We start from the raw sequence: 19857 nt of genomic DNA, 5'->3' as shown, positions 1-19857 counted from the left end.
CACCGGCTTCATCGCTGGCAAGCCAGCTCCCACAGGTCCGGCGTACACAAATCCACTGTGGGAGCGGCGGTGCGACGCCTCGACTTGCCCCGCGATTCTACTGATCCAAAGCCGTGAGGATCCGATGCGCCACCTTCACCCGCTCGGCAATCGGGTAGTTCTTGTTCGCCAGCAACACGATGGCAATGCGTTTTGACGGCACAAACGCCACGTAGGCACCAAAACCATCGGTCGAACCGGTTTTGTTCAACAGGGTGTCGGCCGGCAGCGGCCGCGCCGGTTTCAACCAGGTCACAGGTTGCGGCTCCAGCACCATCGACGGCGCATTGCCGGCCTGCAACTGCTCAAGGCTAACCGGGTAGGCATACTGCTCCCAACCCAGGCCCTGGGTCATTTCACCGACCTGGTAATAGCCGGTCTGCGTCGTGGCGATGGCCCGCTGCAGCGGTTTGCTCAGGCTTTGCGGCTGGATGTTCAGGTCCAGGTAATGCAAGAGGTCCACAGCCGTCACTTTCAAACCATAGGCTTCGGCATCCAGCGGCCCGGGGCCGACGCGCACGGGTTGATCCTGCTTGTTGTAACCCTGGGCGTAGTTGCCCATCTGCGCGGCAGGCACCTGCAGGTAGCTGTGCTGCAGGCCCAGTTGCGGTAGCAGCTGTTTTTCCATCAACTCGGCAAACGGCGTACCCAGGCTTTTGGCCGCGAGGTAGCCGAACAGGCCAAGGCTGGGGTTGGAATACAACCGGTGGGTGCCAGGGGCGTAGTCGGCTTTCCAGTGACCGTAGTAACCGGGCAGGTCGGCCTCGCCCTTGATCTCATCCGGGAACTGCAGGGGCAGGCCGCCGGCGCTGTAGGTGCCGAGGTTGAGCAGGGTGATGCCATCGAATGCCGTGCCTTTGAGCGCCGGCCAGTGCTTGCTGGCCGGGTCGCCGAGGCTCAGCTTGCCACTGGCCTGGGCAAAGCCTGCGAGGGTGGCGGTGAAGGTCTTGCTCAGCGAACCGATCTCGAACAGGGTGTCGGCGTTCACCGCCTGGCCGTTTTGTTTCGACGCTACCCCGTAGTTAAAATAGTGCTGTTGGCCATCGACGCTGATGGCCACGGCCATGCCGGGGATCGCCTGTTGCTGCATCAGCGGGCGGATGGCGCCGCTCACTGTTGATTCCAGCGGCGTCTCGGCAAAACTTTGCCCAGCGACCAGGCAAAGGGCAAGGGAGGCCAGAATCCCTGGCTTGAGGTTGGTTGTTTGGTGCATGATCGGCAACCTTTCCATAAGTGGACTGTTGTGAGCCTGGCTGCAGCAGGGAGCGCCAATCTAGGCGCTTTGCGCAGGTTGCACAAACGATGATATTTCGCAGCAGCCATTAGAAAAATTTGGGAGTCTGCATGATCCGACCGCACCTGCCCCTGAACGCCCTGCGGGCGTTCGAGGCTTCGGCCCGGCACCTTAGTTTTACCCGCGCGGCCATCGAGCTGTGCGTGACCCAGGCGGCGGTCAGCCATCAGGTCAAGAGCCTCGAAGCCCAGCTCAAGGTCACCCTGTTCAAGCGCCTGCCACGCGGGCTGATGCTCACCAGCGAAGGCGAGACCTTGCTGCCGGTGCTGCGCGAATGCTTCGACCGCATCGCCCAGACCCTCGACTGCTTCGACGGCGGCCACTACCGCGAGGTGCTGACCGTGGGTGCGGTGGGCACCTTTGCCGTTGGCTGGCTGCTGCCGCGCCTGCCCGAGTTCCAGGCCCTGCACCCGTTTATCGATTTGCGCCTGTCGACCAACAACAACCGCGTCGATGTCGCCGCTGAAGGCCTGGATTACGCCATTCGCTTCGGTACCGGCGCCTGGCATGGCATCGATGCGCAGCCGCTGCTGGAGGCGCCGCTGTCGGTACTGTGCGTGCCGTCGATTGCACTGCAGTTGCATACCCCCGCCGACCTGCTGCAACAAACCCTGTTGCGCTCCTACCGCAGCGATGAATGGGCCGAATGGTTCCAGGCTGCCGGGCTGTCTGGTGCCGTGCAGCCTTCGCGGACCATGGTCTTCGATTCGTCGCTGGCGATGATGGACGCGGCCCTGCAAGGCGCCGGGGTGGCCCTGGCGCCGCCGTTGATGTTCGAACGGTTGCTGGCCAGCGATGCCATTCGCCAGCCGTTTGCCCTGGGCATCAGCACCGGCAGTTACTGGCTGACGCGCCTGCAGTCGAAGGCCGAAAGCCCGGCGATGACGGCATTCAAAAGCTGGTTGTCGAAGGCGGCTACAGGCTGAAGCGTGAAGGCCGGCAGCCTCGCAGCTCGGGCGCAAGCTGGCCATCGATCAGCTCTTGCGCAACCAGGCGACCGACCACCGCTGCCAGGGTCACGCCCGAATGCATCACCGCCAGGTACAGCCCGCTGACAGCGGGCAAGGCCCCGATGATCGGAATGCGATCATCCGGCATGGGCCGCCAGCCAACCTCGGTGCTGATCAGTTCAAGCTCCTGGCCCCGATGCAAACTGTCCCGAATGGTATTCAGCGCCCGCTGGGCAATAGCCTCGGGGCCGTTTTCGCCGTCGGCATCAAGGTAGTCTTCAGCGGCCAGGACCCGCTCGGGCGTCGGTTGGCGGATTTCCAGTTCGTTGCTGGCGATCAGGGTGTGCACCAGTCGCTCGTGTGCCCGCAGGCGGATCAGGATCGACGGCGACGGGTGCAGCGGTAATGTCACGCCCAAGGGCTGCAGCAAGGCCTTGCACTCGGTGCCGGCCGCCAGTACCAGACGCTCGCAGGCAATCAGCCCGCCAGTTGTAACGAGTGCCGCGACGGCGCCGTCAAGGCATTCGATGGCCAGCACCTGGGTGTCGGTCAGCACGTTGGCGCCGTTGGTCTGGGCGCGCTCCAGCAGCAAACGGGTCATCGCTGGCGGGTCGATGGAGCCTTCCTGCGGCGCAAACAGCGCCTGCTGCCGGGGCGCTTTGAAATGCGGCTCAAGCTGTTGCACACGAGCGGGGTCGATCGGCTCGACGCCGTCAGCAGGCGACAGCGCCTGGTTGAACGACAGCGCGCCGGTCCAGTTGATCGGCGCCGTGCCCAGCTCGTTCTGCAGCCGGTGATACTCGGCAATCGCCAGGCCGCGCAGTTGGGCAAATTCGCCGGGCTGTGGTGCCGTTGTGTTGAGCCAGCCAAAGGCCTGTGAGGTGACGCCCAGGCCTGCTTGGCCCTTGTCGATCACCGTCACCTGGGCATGCTTGCTCAAGTGATAGGCAATCGAGGCACCGATGATGCCGGCGCCGATCACCACCACGCTCGGGCGTTGAATGCCTGTTGTCATTGGCGATTCTCCGGCCAGGTGGCGGTCGGGAAGTAGCTTTCCATCCCCGGCTCCTTGTGCTCGACGCCGTCGCGCTGCCAGTAACAGGTCAAGCGCGCGTAGTTGTCCAGGTCACCGTGGATCAGGCAGGTCGAGCGGTGCCCGGGGCAGGTGAAACGCAGCACTTTGGCCTTGGCAATGGCCGCGACCTCGACCTGGCCGATGGCGGTCCGGGTCTTGCCGTCGATGGTCTTCGCCAGCACCAGTTGACCGTCCAGATAGCGCAGGGTGGCCCGGCCCGAATACGTGGCGCCGTTGTCCGGTTGTTTGCCGACCAGTGCATAAGGCCCGACCACAAAGCCGTAGAGCGGGTCCGGATAGTCTTCATCATCGGCCACGCAAACCGTGCCGATCAGCATCAAACCCAGCAGCAACAGCCTCATAGCGGCAGGGCCTGAAGCATGACGGCGCCAACAAACAGCAGCAGCGCAAGGCTGATGCCGATCAGGGGAATGTTGAACCAGTAGCGCCGCGCCAGCAGCGCCATGCTCGCCAGGAACACAACCCCCAGGCCCAGCAGAAAGCCGTCACGCAGCAACGCCTGCGGTGCTGCCAGGGCCAGGTAGCCATACACCAGGCCGAACAGCATGGCGCCCAGGCTATGGCTGGCATTGAAACCCACCCAGGCACGCCACACCGTCGTCTGCCGGGAAATCACCGGGGAGATTTTTTGCATCTGTTCGCCCAGCGCCGGGTCACGCGGCTGGAACTTGTTGCTGGCGAAGGTATAGACCAGGTGCACAGTGCCCAGGAGCAGGGCGATGGCAGCGCTGGCACAGATCAGTAGTTGAGCGATCACGGGCAATCCTTTGGCAGGTGAATAAAGCGCCGCCGGTGGGCCAGCGGCGCACAGACAATCTACTTCAAGGCCAGCTGGCGGGTGATGGTCGGGTCGCTGATCTTGTCGTCGTCGATCAGCAACATGGCCTTGGAGAGGATGATCGACAGCAGGGCATCGCCCTCGAACGGCAGGTACTGCGGCGTGGTCTGTTGGCGCGCCTTGGCGTCGGGGACGATGCACAGGTACTGATCGTTGGGCAGCATCAGGATATTGCCCGAGCCCAGGTGGATCTTGTAGCTGCGCAGCTTGCCGGTGACTTCCAGGAAGCGCCCGTGCAGGGCCCATTTGTCCTTGAGGCGGGTCATGCGCGGCAGCAGTTTTTCCAGCAGTTGCTTGCGCGTTTGTGCGGTGGCGCCCAGTTCGCCGAACGAATGGTTGTGCCAGTAATCGCGGTAACGGCCGTCCGGCCCGCCGTCGGCCCACAGCGGGTCGTTGGCCAGCGAGGCGACGCCGACGAACAGGTCGACATCGCGCATCACTTCGCTGAGCACCAGCGCCGGCACCTGCTCCAGCGGCAAGGGCGCGGCGTCTTCGGCGTTGTCCCAGCGGTTCATGGCATAGCCGCCGCCACCGGCATGGGCACTACGCTGTGCGGCGTCGATGGGGTAGAAGCGTACCTGGTCGGTGCTCAGGCGCAGGAAGGCCCCGGCTTCGTTGGTGTCGACGCCGTAGTCGTCGCCCACGCCCTCGATCCAGAACTCGGCGCGCAGGCCCCAGGCCGGCAGTTCACGGGTGGCCGGCGGGTAGGTGTCATCGACCATCAGCCGCAGTTTGTTGCGCCAGCCGCGGGCGGCGGCCAGGGCGTGGAACTGGTGCTGACGCAGAATGTGCGCAGCGAAGCGGTTGGAATAGGTGGCGGTGTTGCGCTCGGCTTCGGTCAGCAGGTAGACCTCGCGGTGGGCCTGCTTGAACGGCTGGGTGATCTGCAGCGTTTCGATGCGCTCGCGCCAGGCGAGGATCTCTTCCAGCGGGCGGCCGATCGGGTGCCAGAGGCGCACTTGGGCGTCGCTGGAAGGGCTGATGGTGTTGCCCTCGAGGCTTTGCAGGCGGTCCTCGCTGAACACCACGGCGTGCTGCTGGCCGCTTTCGCTGATCACCCAGATCAGCCGCCGCGCCAGGGTGCCGATCAGCGGATGGTCAAGGTAGCGCTCCTGCCATTGGCCGAACGCCCAGTGCTTTTCCAGCAGGAACAGGCTGTCCAGGCGCTCGGCCTGGGCCGGGAGCATGGCGCCGATGTCCTTGACCGCACCTTGCAGCTCCTTGAGCTCCTCCTTGTAGTCAGCCTTGACCTTGGCCGGCACCGATTTCTGCGGCGTGCCGTCGGCGCGGAACCAGCTCAGGCTGGCGCTCTTGCCGTCGACTTTGAGTTCGGCGACAAAGGCGCCGTCATCGAAGCTTTCGCGGCGCAGGCCGACCTGTTCCAGGCCGTAGGTCGGCACGCCGAGCTCTTCGATCTGGTCACGCGGCAGCTGCAGGGCTTCGGCGGCGCTGGTGAAGGCCTTTTCGATTTCCTTCTGCGCGGTACCGAACTTGACCCGCACCTTGAGCAGGGCCAGTTGCCCGACGGCTTCGCTGCTGGGGATCGACGACAGGGCGAATACCGCTGCGTTGCCGACCTTGGGCGCTCGCGGGCCGATGCCGCGCACCTTGCGGTAGGCGCTCAACGCGAGGCGGGCGATGGCCCGGGTCAGTTCGCTGTCGGCCAGCGGCGCGCTCATCCATAACAGGCCGCGCAGCACCGTGGCATTGCCATCGTGCATGCGCGCGCGGTCATCGCTGCTTTCCCAGCCAACGTTGAGCAGTGCACCGCAGCGCCCGGCATCGACCCGCGCAAACCAGCGCAGCAGGGCTTCCCGCAGCGAGGCTTCACCGACCTTGAGCAGCAGCGCCTGGGCGTTCTTCAGCCATTTCGCCGACGGCCGCGCCGAGGTCGCCGCAGCGGCCTGACGCAACAGTGCCAGCCAGTCTTCGCGCCCCTCGGGGCTGAGTTGTTCGAGGTCTTCGAGGGCCAGCTGGGTCCAGTGTTCGCACGGCGCCAGCACCTGCCAGGCGCCGTTGCCCAGCAGCGGGTCGAGCTTGGCCATCAGCTGTTCGCCGAAGTTGCCGTAGTGACCGAGGTCAGCGCACTGGCTGCGTAGCATGATCAGCAGGTCGCGCAGGTCGTCGGGCACTTGTTGGTAGTTTTGCGCAATGACCCAGTCAGTCACGGTCAGGGTCGGCAGGGTGCCGTAATAGGCAAAGCGGTAGCTGGTGAACCACTGCAGCACAGGCTCGGCCAACTGGCCGACGTCGGCGCCGTTTTCCATCAGCCAGGTCATCAGCGCCGGTAGCACGCCATAGTCGAAGATGTGCGAAAAGGCATGGCCGGCACTGGCCGTGCTCAGCTCACCGTTGTAGGCCACCACCCGTTCGATCAGGGCCAGGACCAGGCGCGTACGAAACGCCGGGTCGGCATCCAGGGCCATGATCGCCGGCAGTTTGCTCAAGGCAAAGACCATGGCATCAGGGCGGCCATGGATCTTCTGCACCAGCGGCAGCAGTTCGCTGATCAACTCATGTTCGTGGCGCAGTTCGGAGCCGGCCAGCAGCGGGTAGCCGTCCGGGCCGATGTGTTCGACCGGGCCCAGCTCGGATTGCGGGCGGTCATGGCGAAACGCCTGAAGTTGTTCGAGTGCCATGGTTCAGCCTCCTACCAGTGGGGTCAGTTTGATGAAATTGACCACGCTGTCGTGACGGATGGTCAGGACTTCGTCGAGGCTTTCGGCCTGACGCTCGTCGAGGAGGATGAAAAAGCCGTTGCGCTCGAAGGCGTCGCAGGCGATGTCGACCTGCTTGCGCCAGTCGATACTCGGGCGCTCAATCGGGCGCTCGCCATTGAGCGCGGCTTCCAGCGACTCGGGGGTGACCAGGCGCTGGCGCCGGCTGTGGTCGGTTTCATGGTTGCGCTGCTGGACTTCCTGATGGACCCGCTCGCGGATCAACTGGCGCACGGTGATGGTGTCGGTGGCAAAGTGCAGGGCGAAATCATCGAAGACTTCGCCCGAGACCGACTCGTCGCGGACGGTGAGCGTTGCCATGGGAACTCCTTTTCTGGCAAGAGGCAAAACGGATAGGCGCAAGGGTATCAGGCTGGCCAGGCGATTTCGACGTGCAGGCGCTTACTGATCGCTGCCGGTTCGCGCGCGAAAGAACTCACCCGGCGGCAGGCCGAACTGCTTGCCGAAGGCGGCGATAAACGCTGATAGCGACTCATAGCCGCAGGCCAGGGCCACGTCGGTGACCCGCTCGCCGCGCTCAAGGGCAGGCAGGGCGCTGAGCAGGCGCATGCGCTGGCGCCAGAGGCGAAAGCTCAGGCCGGTTTCACGTTGAAAACGGCGGCTCAGGGTTTTCTCCGAAACGCCTGCTTGCCGCGCCCAGTCGGCCAGCCCGGTAGGCGAGTCGGGTTGCGCCTGCAGGTGGCTGCACAGTGCGCGCAGGTCACGGTCGAGCGGCAGGGGCAGCATCAACTGCTGCTGTTCGGCGCTGTCCAGCTGGTCGAGCAACACCTGCACCAGGCGCCCGTCAGGGCCATCGCTGTCGTACTCCACCGGCAGTTCGCTGAAGGTGCGGATCAGCTCGCGCAACAATGGGTCGACCGCGATGACCCGGCATTGCGGGTCGCTCCAGCTCGGCGGCGCTGTTTCCAGGTAAAGGCTGCGCAGGCAGGTGCTGTCGGCACAACTGACCCGGTGCTGCACCTGCGCCGGTACCCACACCGCCCGCTGCGGCGGCACCAGATAGAAACCCAGGTCGGTGTGCACCTCCAGTACGCCGCGAATGGCGTAGGACAACTGTCCCCAAGGGTGCGAGTGGCGGTAGCCGAGCACCACGTTGGGCAGCGCCTGTACATGGCCATATACCGGGCGTGGCAGTGCGGTCAGCTGCTCCAGTGACTGCGGGGTGACTGCGGGGTGTTGTCCTTTTGGCGACACTGGCGGGGCGCTGGCGTTAGTGAAAGTCGGGCAAAGACCTTAACGTCTGCAACGCCACAATAACAAGCCGGGAGCGGCCATGAAGTACCTGCGGATGCTGTTCGACAATTTCACCCTGGCGTTGCTCGGGGTCATCCTCATTGCCACCCTGTTGCCTTGCGAAGGCAGTGGCGCCGTGGTGTTCGGCGGGCTGACCAACCTCGCCATCGGCCTGCTGTTCTTTTTGCATGGCGCCAAGTTGTCGCGCGAGGCGGTCGCCGCCGGTGCCGGGCATTGGCGCCTGCACCTGCTGGTATTTGCCTGCACCTTCGTGATGTTCCCGTTGCTGGGCATGCTGTTCAAGCCGTTGTTCCTGCCGCTGGTGGGCGATGAACTGTACCTGGGCGTGCTGTACCTGTGTGCCTTGCCGGCCACGGTGCAGTCGGCCATCGCCTTTACCTCGCTGGCCCGCGGCAACGTGCCGGCGGCGATCTGCAGTGCGGCCGCGTCGAGCCTGCTGGGCATCGTACTGACGCCGTTGCTGGTGGTGCTGCTGATGGGCGTCGAAGGTGACAGTGGCTCGAGCCTGGATGCAGTGCTGAAGATCGTTGCGCAACTGCTGGTGCCGTTCGTGGCCGGGCAACTGGTGCGGCGCTGGATCGGCACCTGGGTAGCGCGCAATGCACGCTGGTTGAAGCGCGTCGACCAGGGTTCGATCCTGCTGGTGGTCTACACCGCCTTCAGCGATGCGGTGGTCAGCGGTCTGTGGCATGCGGTACCGCCGTCGCGGTTGCTGGGCCTGGCGCTGGTCTGCTGCCTGCTGCTGGCCGTGGTGCTGTGGCTGACCAGCGCGCTGGGGCGCTGGCTGGGTTTCAACCTCGAAGACCGCATCACCATTTTATTTGCCGGTTCGAAAAAGAGCATGGCCACCGGCGTGCCGATGGCTCAGGTGCTGTTCGTTGGCGGTGGCATCGGCGCGATGATCCTGCCGCTGATGCTGTTTCACCAGATCCAGTTGATGGTCTGTGCGGTGCTGGCTCAGCGTTACGCCGCGCGCAGCGAAGCGTCGACGCTTACAACAGAACTCCTTTGACCGGTTGCAATTGCGCCGGTGCTGCTTCGCCTTCCAGTTCGCGCACGGCGATTTCCAGGTTGCGGCACATGGCATCCAGGGCCAGGTCGTTGGGCTGGGTGTCGAACGGGTCGGCAATCTGGTCGCCCAGGGCATCCAGGCCGAAGAAGGTGTAGGCCAGCACGCACACGGCAAAGGGCGTGAACCAGCCGATGCTGTCGACCAGGCAGAACGGCAGCAAAAAGCAGTAGACGTGGACGATGCGGTGCAACATGAGGATGTAGGGGTAGGGGATGGGCGTGTTCTTGATCCGCTCGCAGCCGCCCAGCACGTAAGACAGTCGGTTCAACTGCTGATCGAGGTTGGCCTGGATCACCTCGCCGGCACCGGCGTCGCGGGCCTGGGCCATGAAGCGCTGGCCGAGCACGCCGAGCAGGCGGCTGGCGGGCGCGTCGCTAGTGGCCAGGGCAGTGCGTGTAGACGTGTCGAGCAGGCGCTGGCGGTCGGCACTGGCCGGGGTGCCGCGTAACTGGTCGCGCAGCACGTAGGCGAAGGCGATCAGCGGGTCGAGCAGGGCGCGGCGTTGGCTGGCGTCGAGGTCGGGCAGCAGGCTCAGGGTCTGGCGGGTCAGGTTGCGGCTGACGATCAGCAGCTCGCCCCACAGCGTGCGCGCTTCCCAGAAGCGCTGGTAGGCCACGGTGTTGCGAAAGCCGAGGAAGATCGCCAGGGTCAGGCCCCAGAGGGTGAAGGGTGTGGCGGTGAGGATTACCTTGTACTCGAACAGGGTGCCGTGGGTGGCCACCACCGCCGAGCTGATCAACACGGTGTACAGCACCTTGCGCCAGATCGCCGGGATGATCGAGCCCTTGAGCGAGAACAGCAGGACGCGGATGGAGGGTTTTTGCGGCTGGATGATCATGCGAGGCAAGCCTTGGCAGTGGCGCGAAAATATCCGCGCCACTGTAAGGCAAAGGCGCCTGCGGTAGCTAGGCGCTGCAGAAGGTGAGGTGCCTACCAACTCACCTGGACAGGCTAGGCAGTTGTTAAGGTGAAGTTGTCGAGGTAGGCGTAGTCTCGGCAGATGACCACGATCCAGGCAATCTGTTCGCCGTCTGGAGCGTTGTATTTCACCTCATGGTGCCTGGGCTCTCCCGTGTATGACAAAGTGGTCAGCAGGTTGCCATGCAGCCCATAGAACTCGACCTCACCAGGAAATTGCCTCCAGGTCCAGAAGAACTTCAGCTCGGAGCACGGGAGCACGGGAGTGATCTGCAGTTTTTGCGGATTGTTCGGCTGATGGTGCTGTTGGCGTTGAAGTGTGATGGCTGGACCTTCTCGCATGCCGGGTTCTGCGGCTGTCGGTTCGATGAAGGCTTTGATGCCCAGAGGATCTTCGAGGAGCTTGATGGTCATGGTCTTGCTTAGCAGTTGAACTTCCTCACCCTGGGAAATCGTTTGTGCAGGCTGGCCATCGAGGTTCTCGGTGATGGTAACTGGGTATATCTGGATATCGTCGAAGCTGAAATCCGCGCCATGGTCACTGCCGTTGCCGGTATCGTCACGACCGATAAGTTCGATAGCGTGGGAATGTTCGCGGGCGCGGAACTGCCAGCGAAGGATCTGCCATTCAGGTGCGGTGACAGCAAACTCGCCCTCGAGGGGGATGCCATCCAGCTCAAATGACAGGTGAGGGGTCTTGGAGCTGTTGCCGTTGCGTTTTACCCGCATCGACAGACGATAGACGGTGTCGGGCGCAAGGCCTGTCAGTTCCTTGCTGATCACCCTGCCCAACAGGTTACCGGCAAAATTTTCGAAGTGCGCCCAGTGGTTGGCGCCGTCGGAGGTCACCGCCAGGGTCTGGCCGTTGGGGCCTTTCTGCCAGCCGTTCCATGGGTCAATGCCGGGTTTGAAATCGGTGAGATCGATAAACAGTGCCATACGTCCTGCCTCCGGGGTGGTGCCTGTCGGTCGACAGGCCTCGGTGCATTCGAGCACCGCCAGGGCGTGCTGACTACTGGCAAAAATGCTAGGTGCCGCGGCTATTCATCGAGCCCTTGAGCGAGAACAGCAGGACGCGGATGGAGGTTTTTTGCGGCTGGATGATCATCAAGGCAGGCCCTGTACAGTAGCGCGAGGATTTCCGCGCGCTACTGTAGGGCAAAGCCGGGAGGGTTCACAGTCTGGCGTTGATGGAACAGGATGGGCTCATACCATTGAGCACAACCTGTGCAATGGGGCTACAAGCTCCACAGGGTGAAATAGGCCAGCAATGAGGAGTCGTTGGCGTTCACTTCGATACGGGCGATATCAGTGTGCCCTGGCGCGGCATACTCAATCCAGTTGTTAACTGCGTTTCCGGAGGGGCGAGGAAGGGTTTGTGTATTTTGCAGGATGCCTTGAGCGTCATAGAACCTTACTTCGCCTCTTTCGTTGCGACTTCTCCACTCGAACCTGACTTTCTCGCACAGCCAGGCAAGGCTGATATTAACCTGCAGTGGCGAAGCCGGGGCGCCATCTACGTAGTGAATTGACAGGTACTGGTAGTCGTTCCCCGTAGGTAGAATGCCTGTTCTACCCCCCGGCTCAGCCTGCAAGCTTACGGTCATGGTCGGTAGCGGAAGGCTTTGGCCGTTGCTGATGTACTGGTTCGGGTAGCCATAGAAGCGCTCAGCGGTCTGCTTCGGGTAGATGCGGATATCGTCAAAGCCGAGGCCGTCTGCCAGCTCCCCCGTGATACCGTGCCCGAGCAGCTCCAGTCGGTGCTCTGCGCGGGCGGCCTGGAATGTCCAGCGCAGGGTCTGCCAGTGCTGATCACGCACTTCGAACCGCTCCTCCAGAGGCTCGCCGTCCAGCTCGAACCACAGGGTAGGCGTCAGCAGATTGTCGTGATGGCGTTTGACGCGCAGGGACACCCGGTATGTTTCTCCGGGTTCGAGTCCTGTCAACGTTTTGTTCAGGAGTCGGCTGGTGTTGTCAAAACTGACAAAGTGGTTCCCGTGATCGCGATTGATGATCAATTTGCTGCCGTCCGGACCTCTTTCCCAACCATTCCACGGATCCTCGGGAATTTCGAAACCGGTGTGCTCGATAAACAGTCCCATACGCCCTGCCTCCGGGGTGGTGCCTGTCGGTCGACAGGTCTCGGTGCATTCGAGCACCGACAGGGCGTGTTGACTACTGACAAAAATACTAGGTACCCCAGCTATTCATGGCAGCAGTGGGGTGGTTGGGCGGCACCTTCATAACGGTCGTGGTGGCGCACCCAGTCCATGGTGCCTTCCTCGTTGCGGCCCTTGGGCATCAGGTCGAGGAAGTTGTAGGTGCCGACCAGGATGTCCAGGCCCCGGGCAAAGCTTGAGTAGGTGTGAAACAGCGTGCCGTCGGCGTCGCGGTAGAACACGCTAAGGCCCGGCAGCTCGGTTTCCTCGCCCGCGTAGGGTTCATAGTTGTACTGATCGCTGCCCTTGCCGCCGACGCCGAAGTCCTGGTTGAAACTGCTGGCATGGGACGAGACCCAGGGAAACTTCCAGCCCATGCGTTGCCTGAACGCCTGGAACTGGGCGTACGGTGCACGGGATACCGCCACCAGCGACACATCGTGATGGGCCAGGTGCAGGTTGGCGCCGTCGAAGTGGTCGGCCAGGAACGAGCAGCCGGGGCAGCCTTCCTCCCAGCCTTCGCCGAACATGAAGTGGTAGACCAGCAACTGGCTGCGGCCGGCGAACAGGTCGCCGAGGTCCAGGCGGCCCTCGGGGCCTTCGAAGCGGTAGTCCTGTTCGACCCGTACCCAGGGCAGGGCGCGGCGGGCTTTGCTCAGTTCATCGCGCTGGTGGGTCAGGGCCTTTTCATGCAGCAACAGCTGGCGGCGGGCGCTGAGCCATTCGCTGCGCGAGACCACCTGGGGGTTTTGATGGTTGTCCATGGGTACGGCTCCGCTGGGGGATGTACTCATGGTCGATTGCCGGGTGGGGGATTCGACAGGGGTGAGTGCAGGGCTGATGAACGGTGGTGAAGCTATCGCCGGCAAGGCCGGCTCCCACAGAGACCTGTATGCACCGGGACCCTGTGGGAGCTGGCCTTGCCAGCGATGGGCGCGCCGCGGTCTTCAGCCAGACATCCGCCCGATCAACGCCCACAGCCGCTCATCCTCGAAATCCTTCACCACCAGTTGCGCACCGGCCTCAAGCAAGGCCTCGGGCCGCTGGCTGGTCGACAGCCCGACGGTGAAGATCCCCGCGCCACTGGCCGCCTTCACCCCCGGCACCGAGTCCTCGAACGCCAGCGACTGTGCCGCCCGCGCCTGCAGGCGCTCAAGGCCGGTGAGGTAGGGCAGCGGGTCGGGCTTGGCCCGGGCCAGTTCTTCGGCCACCAGTACATGTTCAAAGCGTTCATTCAGGCCCATGGCGCCGAGCATGTGCACGGCGTTGGCCCGCGGCGCGTTGGTGACCACGGCAACGCCGATGCGCTGGCGCTCGGCATGCTCGAGCAGGCGCAGCAGGCCGGCGGTAGGCTGCAAGGTGGGCGACAGGGCGCGAAAGCGCGCCTCCTTGCGGTCGGCAAACTGCTGGTGCTCGCTCACCGGCCGGTCAGGGAACAGATAGCGGCACAAGTCGGCATTGGCCCGGCCGCTGACGTGGGCATCGAACTCCGCTTCGGTGAACACCCGGCCTTCTTCGAGCAACAGCTGTTGCATGGCCAGCAGGTGGAGTTTGTCGGTATCGGTCAGGGTACCGTCGAGGTCGAACAACAGGGCATCAAGCATGGTCGGCTTCCGCTGCGGTGGCCGAGCATGATAACCGGATCAGCGGGGCTGGCCAGATGCGTAGGAAAAGAGTACAAATGTACTCCATGAATAAACTATCGCCCAAACGCCGCGCTATCCTCGACTTCATTCGTCAGCGCATCGCCGATCAGGCCCAGCCGCCGAGCCTGGCCGATATCGCCACGGCTTTCGGTTTTGCCTCGCGCAGTGTCGCGCGCAAGCATATCCAGGCGCTGACCGAAGCCGGCTTCATCGAGGTCACCCCCAACCAGGCCCGTGGCATTCGCCTGGCCGGCGCCTTGCGCCGCCCCGAGGTGCTGGAGATCCCCGTGCTCGGCCAGGTCGCCGCCGGCCGGCCGATCGGCCCGGACGTGGATATCCACGAACAGCTGATGCTCGACGCACACTTGTTCAGCCGCTCCCCGGACTACCTGCTCAAGGTGCGGGGCGACTCGATGATCGACGACGGCATCCTCGATGGCGACCTGGTCGGCATCAAGCAGCAGGCCGACGCCCGTGACGGGCAGATCATCGTCGCGCGCCTGGACGGCGAGGTGACCATCAAGCGCTTCGAACGCGCCGGCGGGCATTACCGTCTGCTGCCGCGCAACCCGGCGTATGCCCCCGTCGAGGTTGGCCCGGAGCACGACTTCGTCATCGAAGGGGTGTTCTGCGGCCTGGTGAGGCGCGGCTGATGGGCGCGGTGGTCAGCCTCGACGGCCTGCTCGACCAGCAACGGGTCTGGAAGGGCCGGCCGCAGGCCTTGCCCCAGGGCCTGCAGCCCACCGGTCATGCTGCCCTGGATGCGGCACTGCCCGGTGGCGGCTGGCCGGCCGGGGCACTGACCGAACTGCTGCTGGCGGCAGAAGGCTGTGGCGAGCTGCAACTGCTGTGGCCCAGCCTGGCGCGCCTGACCCAGGCCGGCGAGCGGGTGGTGCTGATTGCCCCGCCGTTCATTCCCTACCCACCGGCCTGGCAGGCGGCAGGGGTCGATCTGCAGTGGTTGGCGGTGGTCCAGGCGGGGCCAAGCGAGGTGCTCTGGGCCGCCGAGCAGTGTTTGCGCTCGGGCAGTTGCGGCGCCGTGCTGTGCTGGCCGCATAAAGCGGATGATCGCGCCTTGCGCCGCTTGCAGGTCGCTGCCGAAAGCGGCCAGACCCTGGCCTTTGCCTGTCGCCCGCAACAGGCCGCGCTCAACCCGTCGCCGGCGGCACTGCGCATTGCCGTCGATGCCCAGCCGGCCCAATGGCGGGTGCTCAAGTGCCGGGGCGGCCTGGCCCCGGCCACGCCCATTGCCTGTCCCGGGCGAGGCTGATGGATCATGCTCTGGGCCTGTATCCTGCTGCCGCAGCTGGCACTCGATGCCGTGCTGCGTGCTCGCGACGACGTCGACACGCCGCTGGTGCTGCTCAGCGGCCCGGCCCAGCGCCGGGTCTTGCAGGCGGTCAATCCACCGGCGGCCGCCTTGGGCCTGCGCGCCGGACAGTCGCTGACCACCGCCCAGGCCCTGGCCGGCAGTTTTACCTGCGTCGAGCACGACCCGGCAGCCATCGAGCAGTGGCAGCAATTTTTGGCCGCCTGGGCCTACCGCTTCAGCTCCCAGGTCAGCCTGCATTACCCGCGGGTGCTGTTGCTCGAAGTCGAATCCAGCCTCGGCCTGTTCGGGCCCTGGCCAGCCTTTGAAGCGCGGCTGCGTGCCGAGCTGAGGGCCCTGGGTTTTCGTCACCGTATTGTCCTGGCCAGCAACCCGGTGGCGGCGCGCATGCTCGCCAATGTTCACGATGGCCTGGCCCTGGAGTGCCCGGAGCAAACCCGCGTGGCGCTGGAGCAGATGCCCATCGACCGTGTCGGCCTGCCCGCCGAGGCCGCCAGCGCCTTTGCGCGCATGGGCCTGCGCCAGCTCGGCCAGGTCCTGGCCTTGCCTCGTGACGCCCTGGCCCGGCGCTTTGCCGCACCGGTGCAACTGCACCTGGACCGCCTGCTCGGGCGGCGACCCATGGCCCTGGAATTCTATTTGCCGCCGGACCGCTTCGATGCGCGCCTGGAACTGAACTTCGATGTCGAATCCCATCAGGCCTTGCTGTTCCCCCTGCGCCGGCTGATCAACGACCTTGCCGCTTTCCTTGCCGGGCGTGACAGCGGCGTGCAGCGCTTTGCCCTGCACCTGGAGCATGCCGAAGGGCCCGACACCTGCGTGCCGGTCGGCCTGCTGGCGGCCGAGCGTGACCCGTCGATGCTGTTCGAGCTGGCCCGTGGCCGCCTTGAGCAACTGCAGATTGCCGCACCGGTGCGCAACCTGCGCCTGCTGGCCGAAGACCTGCCGGCGTTTGTGCCACAACGCACCGAGCTGTTCGACCCGCGCCCACAGCAGAACCAGCCCTGGGAGCAACTGCGCGAACGCCTGCGCGCACGGCTTGGCGACGAGGCGGTGCGCGGTCTCACGGCCCAGGCCGATCACCGCCCGGAATGCGCCTGGCACAGCGGTAACGGGCCGCGTCAGGCGCCGCCATTGTCGAGTGCGCCGCGCCCGGGCTGGTTGCTGGTCGAGCCCCAGGCCTTGCCGGGGACTGGCGTGCACCTGCTGACCGGCGCCGAGCGCATCGAGTCCGGCTGGTGGGACGGCGGCGATGTGCGCCGTGACTACTACCGGGTGCGCACCGCCAGCGGTTTGCAGGGTTGGGCCTACCGCACCCTCGGTGAAGACGGCCCGTTGTGGCTGCAGGGCTGGTTCGCATGAACACGCCGGGTTACGCCGAACTGCATTGCCTGTCCAACTTCAGTTTCCAGCGTGGCGCCTCCAGTGCCCAGGAGCTGTTCCAGCGTGCCCGCCAGCATGGCTACCAGGCCCTGGCGATCACCGACGAGTGCACCCTGGCCGGTATCGTCCGCGCCTGGCAGGCGGCCAGGGCGGCGGACCTGGCGCTGATCGTCGGCAGCGAAGTGCGCCTGCACGACGGCCCCAAGCTGGTGCTGCTGGCGGAGAACCTCACGGGTTACCAGCACCTGTGCAAACTCATCACCCTCGGCCGGCGACGGGCGAAGAAGGGCGAGTACCAGTTGCTGCGCGAAGATTTCGACAAACCCCTGGAAGGCCTGTTGGCGCTATGGGTGCCGGACGGCGCCGAGCATGACCTGGCCACCGGCCGCTGGTTGCGCGAGGTGTTCGCCGAGCGGCTATGGCTGGCGGTCGAGCTGCACCGTGGCCCGGATGACCCGCGGCGCCTGCAACAACTGCTGGCCCTGGCCGACAGCCTCGGCATCGCCGCGGTGGCCAGCGGCGATGTGCACATGCATGCCCGCGGCCGCCGCGCCCTGCAGGACAGCATGACTGCCATCCGCCATCACTGCAGCGTTGCCGAGGCCGGGCAGCGCCTGTTCGCCAATGGCGAGCGGCACCTGCGCCCGCTGGCGCAACTGGCCGAGCTGTATCCGCCGGCATTGCTTGAGGAAAGCCTGCGCATTGCCGCGCGTTGCCGTTTCGACCTTGGCCAGTTGCGCTATCAGTACCCCCGCGAACTGGTGCCTGAAGGCCAGACGGCCAGCGCCTGGCTGCGTCATCTGTGCGAGCAGGGCCAGCGCTGGCGTTGGCCCGAAGGTATCGGCGACAAGGCTCGCCAGTCCCTGGAGCATGAGCTGGAACTGATTGCCGAGCTCAACTACGAAAGCTACTTCCTTACCGTTCACGACATCGTCAACTTTGCCCGGGGCCAGGGCATTCTCTGTCAGGGGCGTGGCTCGGCGGCCAACTCGGTGGTGTGCTTCGTGCTCGGCATCACCGAGCTCGACCCGATGAAAAGCCACCTGCTGTTCGAGCGCTTTTTGTCCCGCGAGCGCGACGAGCCGCCGGACATCGACGTCGACTTCGAACACGATCGCCGCGAAGAGGTGCTGCAGTACGTGTTCCGCCGCTATGGCCGTCACCGCGCGGCACTCACCGCAGTGGCCAGCACCTATCACGCCGCCGGTGCGGTGCGCGATATCGCCCGGGTGCTGGGTTTGCCGGTGCAGCAGATCAACGCCCTGGCTGATTGCTGCGGGCGCTGGAGCGACCGCCTGCCACCACCCGAGCAACTGCGCGAAGCCGGTTTCGACCCCGACAGCCCGTGGCTGCGCCGGGTGCTGGCGTTGACCGGCGAGCTGATCGGTTTTCCCCGCCACCTGTCCCAGCACCCGGGTGGCTTCGTGATTTCCGAACAGCCGCTGGACAGCCTGGTGCCGGTGGAAAACGCCGCCATGGACGAGCGCACGGTGATCCAGTGGGACAAGGACGACCTCGACCTGGTCGGCCTGCTCAAGGTCGATATCCTTGCCCTGGGCATGCTCAGCGCCTTGCGCCGTTGTTTCGACCTGCTGTATCGCCATCGCGGCCGCGAGCTGACCCTGGCAAGCATCCCGGCCGACTGCACGGCGACCTACGACATGATCGGCCGCGCCGACACCGTCGGCGTATTCCAGATCGAGTCGCGGGCGCAGATGGCCATGCTGCCGCGGCTCAAGCCGAAGAACTTCTACGACCTGGTGATCGAGGTGGCTATCGTCCGCCCCGGGCCGATCCAGGGCGACATGGTTCACCCCTACCTGCGCAGGCGCCAGGGGCTTGAGCCGGTGAGCTATCCGTCCGAGGCGCTGAAGCAGGTCTTCGAACGCACCCTCGGTGTGCCGCTGTTTCAGGAACAGGTGATGGAACTGGCCATGGTTGCCGGCGGTTATTCGGCGGGCGAGGCCGACCAGTTGCGCCGGGCCATGGCCGCCTGGAAGCGCCACGGCGGCCTGGAGCCGCACCGCGAACGGCTGACCCGGGGCATGCTCGACAACGGCTACAGCGCAGCATTTGCCGAACGCATCTTCGAGCAGATCAAGGGCTTTGGCAGTTATGGTTTTCCTGAATCCCACGCCGCCAGCTTCGCCCTGCTGACCTACGCCAGTTGCTGGCTCAAGTGTCATGAACCGGCGATCTTTGCTTGCGCGTTGATCAACAGCTGGCCCATGGGCTTCTACAGCCCCGACCAGATTTTGCAGGACGCCCGCCGCCACCGTATCGAAATCCGTCCGGTGGATGTCTGCCACAGCGACTGGGACTGCAGCCTGGAGCCGGGGGCAGGGCAGGCCCTGGCCATTCGCCTGGGCCTGCGCCAGGTGCGCGGCTTTCGTCTGCAGGATGCCCAGCGTATCGAACAGGCCCGGGCCGAGCGCAGCTGGCGTGATGTCAGCGACCTGTGCGAGCGGGCTCGCCTGGATGCCCGTGGCCGTGAGTTGTTGGCCGATGCCGGGGCCTTGCGTGGCCTGGCCAGTGACCGCTACCGGGCGCGCTGGAGCGTGGCGGCGGTGCAGGCGCAGTTGCCGTTGTTCGCCGGCATCGAGGCCCCGCTGGAAGAGCCGGTGGATTTACCGCAGCCGTCGCTGAGCGAGGACATGTTCGCCGACTACGCCAGCGTCGGCACCACCCTCGGCCCGCATCCGCTGACCTTGCTGCGCCGCCGCCTCAATGCCCTGGGTTGCCGCAGTGCGCAGGCGCTGGAGCAGGCAGGGCACGGCGACCGGGTCAGCGTGGCGGGGCTGGTGACCGGGCGTCAGCGGCCGGGGACGGCCAGCGGGGTGACTTTCGTCACCCTTGAAGACGAGTTCGGCAACGTCAACGTAGTGGTCTGGCGCGACCTGGCCGAGCGTCAGCGCCGGGTGCTGGTGGGCTCGCAACTGCTGCGGGTGACTGGGCGGCTGGAGTGCGAGAGCGGGGTGCGGCACCTGATTGCCCAGCGCCTGGAGGATCTGAGCCCGCTGTTGCAGGGGCTGGATGTGCGGAGCCGGGATTTCCATTGATTGGGGCTGCTACGCAGCCCATCGCCGGCAACGCCGGCTCCCACAGGGGATCGGTGTGCGCCGCCCTTGTGGGAGCTGGCT

The 19857-nt window shown here is 65.1% G+C and carries 18 protein-coding genes; 6 read left to right on the top strand and 12 right to left on the bottom strand.

Features of this window, described 5'->3' with window-relative positions:
• Nucleotides 1-97 precede the first annotated feature (97 nt).
• On the bottom strand, nucleotides 98-1252 hold the full coding sequence (gene ampC, locus CCOS864_RS16115) for a class C beta-lactamase (RefSeq protein ID WP_115087263.1): 1155 nt from the start codon (nucleotides 1250-1252) through the stop codon (nucleotides 98-100).
• A 131-nt stretch (nucleotides 1253-1383) separates the two neighbouring features.
• Between ampC and CCOS864_RS16110 the strand changes: the two genes are divergently transcribed.
• Entirely contained in the window at nucleotides 1384-2259 is an 876-nt protein-coding gene (locus CCOS864_RS16110) for a LysR family transcriptional regulator (RefSeq protein ID WP_115087262.1), read from the top strand.
• On the opposite strand, the gene CCOS864_RS16105 is transcribed toward CCOS864_RS16110, so the two are convergent.
• From CCOS864_RS16105 to CCOS864_RS16080, 6 genes are all read right to left on the bottom strand, one after another.
• Nucleotides 2249-3298, bottom strand: a complete 1050-nt coding sequence (locus CCOS864_RS16105; RefSeq protein ID WP_115087261.1) for an NAD(P)/FAD-dependent oxidoreductase — start codon at nucleotides 3296-3298, stop codon at nucleotides 2249-2251. The genes CCOS864_RS16110 and CCOS864_RS16105 overlap by 11 nt on opposite strands.
• Nucleotides 3295-3720, bottom strand: a complete 426-nt coding sequence (locus CCOS864_RS16100; protein WP_115087260.1) for a hypothetical protein — start codon at nucleotides 3718-3720, stop codon at nucleotides 3295-3297. Before CCOS864_RS16100 ends, CCOS864_RS16105 begins: the two co-directional genes overlap by 4 nt.
• Nucleotides 3717-4136 carry an LIC_13387 family protein gene (locus CCOS864_RS16095; protein ID WP_010221778.1) on the bottom strand — a complete coding sequence of 140 codons (420 nt, stop codon included), beginning with the start codon at nucleotides 4134-4136 and terminating at the stop codon, nucleotides 3717-3719. The genes CCOS864_RS16100 and CCOS864_RS16095 overlap by 4 nt, the downstream gene beginning before the upstream one ends.
• Before the next feature lie 59 nt (nucleotides 4137-4195).
• Nucleotides 4196-6856, bottom strand: coding sequence for a DUF4132 domain-containing protein (locus CCOS864_RS16090; RefSeq protein WP_115087259.1), 2661 nt, complete (start codon nucleotides 6854-6856; stop codon nucleotides 4196-4198).
• A 3-nt stretch (nucleotides 6857-6859) separates the two neighbouring features.
• Nucleotides 6860-7255: a hypothetical protein gene (locus CCOS864_RS16085; RefSeq protein WP_115087258.1), complete on the bottom strand. Its 396-nt coding sequence runs from the start codon at nucleotides 7253-7255 to the stop codon at nucleotides 6860-6862.
• Nucleotides 7256-7336: 81 nt separating this feature from the next.
• Complete coding sequence (locus CCOS864_RS16080; RefSeq protein ID WP_115087257.1) at nucleotides 7337-8149, bottom strand: AraC family transcriptional regulator; 813 nt, start codon at nucleotides 8147-8149, stop codon at nucleotides 7337-7339.
• A gap of 79 nt (nucleotides 8150-8228) precedes the next feature.
• Here CCOS864_RS16080 and CCOS864_RS16075 point away from each other — a divergent pair, with 79 nt between their 5' ends.
• Nucleotides 8229-9221 carry a bile acid:sodium symporter family protein gene (locus tag CCOS864_RS16075; protein WP_115087256.1) on the top strand — a complete coding sequence of 331 codons (993 nt, stop codon included), beginning with the start codon at nucleotides 8229-8231 and terminating at the stop codon, nucleotides 9219-9221.
• Here CCOS864_RS16075 and CCOS864_RS16070 read toward each other — a convergent pair.
• The 5 genes from CCOS864_RS16070 to CCOS864_RS16050 form a co-directional block, all read right to left on the bottom strand.
• Nucleotides 9202-10119 (bottom strand): bestrophin family protein, encoded by a 918-nt coding sequence (locus CCOS864_RS16070; protein ID WP_115087255.1) that lies wholly within the window; start codon nucleotides 10117-10119, stop codon nucleotides 9202-9204. The genes CCOS864_RS16075 and CCOS864_RS16070 overlap by 20 nt on opposite strands.
• Nucleotides 10120-10232: 113 nt before the next feature.
• Entirely contained in the window at nucleotides 10233-11138 is a 906-nt protein-coding gene (locus CCOS864_RS16065; RefSeq protein WP_115087254.1) for a hypothetical protein, read from the bottom strand.
• Nucleotides 11139-11437: 299 nt separating this feature from the next.
• Nucleotides 11438-12301 (bottom strand): hypothetical protein, encoded by an 864-nt coding sequence (locus CCOS864_RS16060; protein ID WP_115087253.1) that lies wholly within the window; start codon nucleotides 12299-12301, stop codon nucleotides 11438-11440.
• Between the two features lie 101 nt (nucleotides 12302-12402).
• Nucleotides 12403-13122, bottom strand: coding sequence for a DUF899 domain-containing protein (locus CCOS864_RS16055; protein WP_115087252.1), 720 nt, complete (start codon nucleotides 13120-13122; stop codon nucleotides 12403-12405).
• A 183-nt stretch (nucleotides 13123-13305) separates the two neighbouring features.
• Nucleotides 13306-13962, bottom strand: coding sequence for an HAD family hydrolase (locus CCOS864_RS16050; RefSeq protein WP_115087251.1), 657 nt, complete (start codon nucleotides 13960-13962; stop codon nucleotides 13306-13308).
• Nucleotides 13963-14039: 77 nt separating this feature from the next.
• Between CCOS864_RS16050 and lexA the strand changes: the two genes are divergently transcribed.
• Genes lexA through CCOS864_RS16030 form a run of 4 tightly spaced genes read left to right on the top strand, consistent with a single transcriptional unit; the run spans nucleotide 14040 to nucleotide 19776 of the window.
• Complete coding sequence (lexA, locus tag CCOS864_RS16045) at nucleotides 14040-14657, top strand: transcriptional repressor LexA (RefSeq protein ID WP_208644385.1); 618 nt, start codon at nucleotides 14040-14042, stop codon at nucleotides 14655-14657.
• Nucleotides 14657-15274, top strand: coding sequence for a translesion DNA synthesis-associated protein ImuA (gene imuA / locus CCOS864_RS16040; protein WP_115087250.1), 618 nt, complete (start codon nucleotides 14657-14659; stop codon nucleotides 15272-15274). The genes lexA and imuA overlap by 1 nt, the downstream gene beginning before the upstream one ends.
• 6 nt (nucleotides 15275-15280) lie before the next feature.
• On the top strand, nucleotides 15281-16696 hold the full coding sequence (locus CCOS864_RS16035; protein WP_115087249.1) for a Y-family DNA polymerase: 1416 nt from the start codon (nucleotides 15281-15283) through the stop codon (nucleotides 16694-16696).
• The gene (locus CCOS864_RS16030) at nucleotides 16672-19776 is read left to right on the top strand and encodes an error-prone DNA polymerase (protein WP_208644384.1); all 3105 of its coding nucleotides are present in this window, start codon (nucleotides 16672-16674) and stop codon (nucleotides 19774-19776) included. The genes CCOS864_RS16035 and CCOS864_RS16030 overlap by 25 nt, the downstream gene beginning before the upstream one ends.
• The last annotated feature ends 81 nt before the right edge of the window (nucleotides 19777-19857 follow it).

The organism is Pseudomonas wadenswilerensis (assembly GCF_900497695.1).
GTDB classification, from domain to species: domain Bacteria; phylum Pseudomonadota; class Gammaproteobacteria; order Pseudomonadales; family Pseudomonadaceae; genus Aquipseudomonas; species Aquipseudomonas wadenswilerensis.
The sequence above is the reverse complement of the archived record's forward strand: the minus strand, read 5'-3'. Positions and strand labels throughout refer to the sequence as shown.

Coding starts and splice junctions, on each gene's coding strand:
- CCOS864_RS16085 (WP_115087258.1), bottom strand. CDS start 7,255: ATGGCAACGCTCACCGTCCGCGACGAGTCGGTCTCGGGCGAAGTCTTC.
- CCOS864_RS16090 (WP_115087259.1), bottom strand. CDS start 6,856: ATGGCACTCGAACAACTTCAGGCGTTTCGCCATGACCGCCCGCAATCC.
- CCOS864_RS16105 (WP_115087261.1), bottom strand. CDS start 3,298: ATGACAACAGGCATTCAACGCCCGAGCGTGGTGGTGATCGGCGCCGGC.
- CCOS864_RS16055 (WP_115087252.1), bottom strand. CDS start 13,122: ATGGACAACCATCAAAACCCCCAGGTGGTCTCGCGCAGCGAATGGCTC.
- CCOS864_RS16050 (WP_115087251.1), bottom strand. CDS start 13,962: ATGCTTGATGCCCTGTTGTTCGACCTCGACGGTACCCTGACCGATACC.
- CCOS864_RS16110 (WP_115087262.1), top strand. CDS start 1,384: ATGATCCGACCGCACCTGCCCCTGAACGCCCTGCGGGCGTTCGAGGCT.
- CCOS864_RS16060 (WP_115087253.1), bottom strand. CDS start 12,301: ATGGGACTGTTTATCGAGCACACCGGTTTCGAAATTCCCGAGGATCCG.
- ampC (WP_115087263.1), bottom strand. CDS start 1,252: ATGCACCAAACAACCAACCTCAAGCCAGGGATTCTGGCCTCCCTTGCC.
- CCOS864_RS16065 (WP_115087254.1), bottom strand. CDS start 11,138: ATGGCACTGTTTATCGATCTCACCGATTTCAAACCCGGCATTGACCCA.
- CCOS864_RS16100 (WP_115087260.1), bottom strand. CDS start 3,720: ATGAGGCTGTTGCTGCTGGGTTTGATGCTGATCGGCACGGTTTGCGTG.
- CCOS864_RS16075 (WP_115087256.1), top strand. CDS start 8,229: ATGAAGTACCTGCGGATGCTGTTCGACAATTTCACCCTGGCGTTGCTC.
- imuA (WP_115087250.1), top strand. CDS start 14,657: ATGGGCGCGGTGGTCAGCCTCGACGGCCTGCTCGACCAGCAACGGGTC.
- CCOS864_RS16070 (WP_115087255.1), bottom strand. CDS start 10,119: ATGATCATCCAGCCGCAAAAACCCTCCATCCGCGTCCTGCTGTTCTCG.
- CCOS864_RS16035 (WP_115087249.1), top strand. CDS start 15,281: ATGCTCTGGGCCTGTATCCTGCTGCCGCAGCTGGCACTCGATGCCGTG.
- lexA (WP_208644385.1), top strand. CDS start 14,040: ATGTACTCCATGAATAAACTATCGCCCAAACGCCGCGCTATCCTCGAC.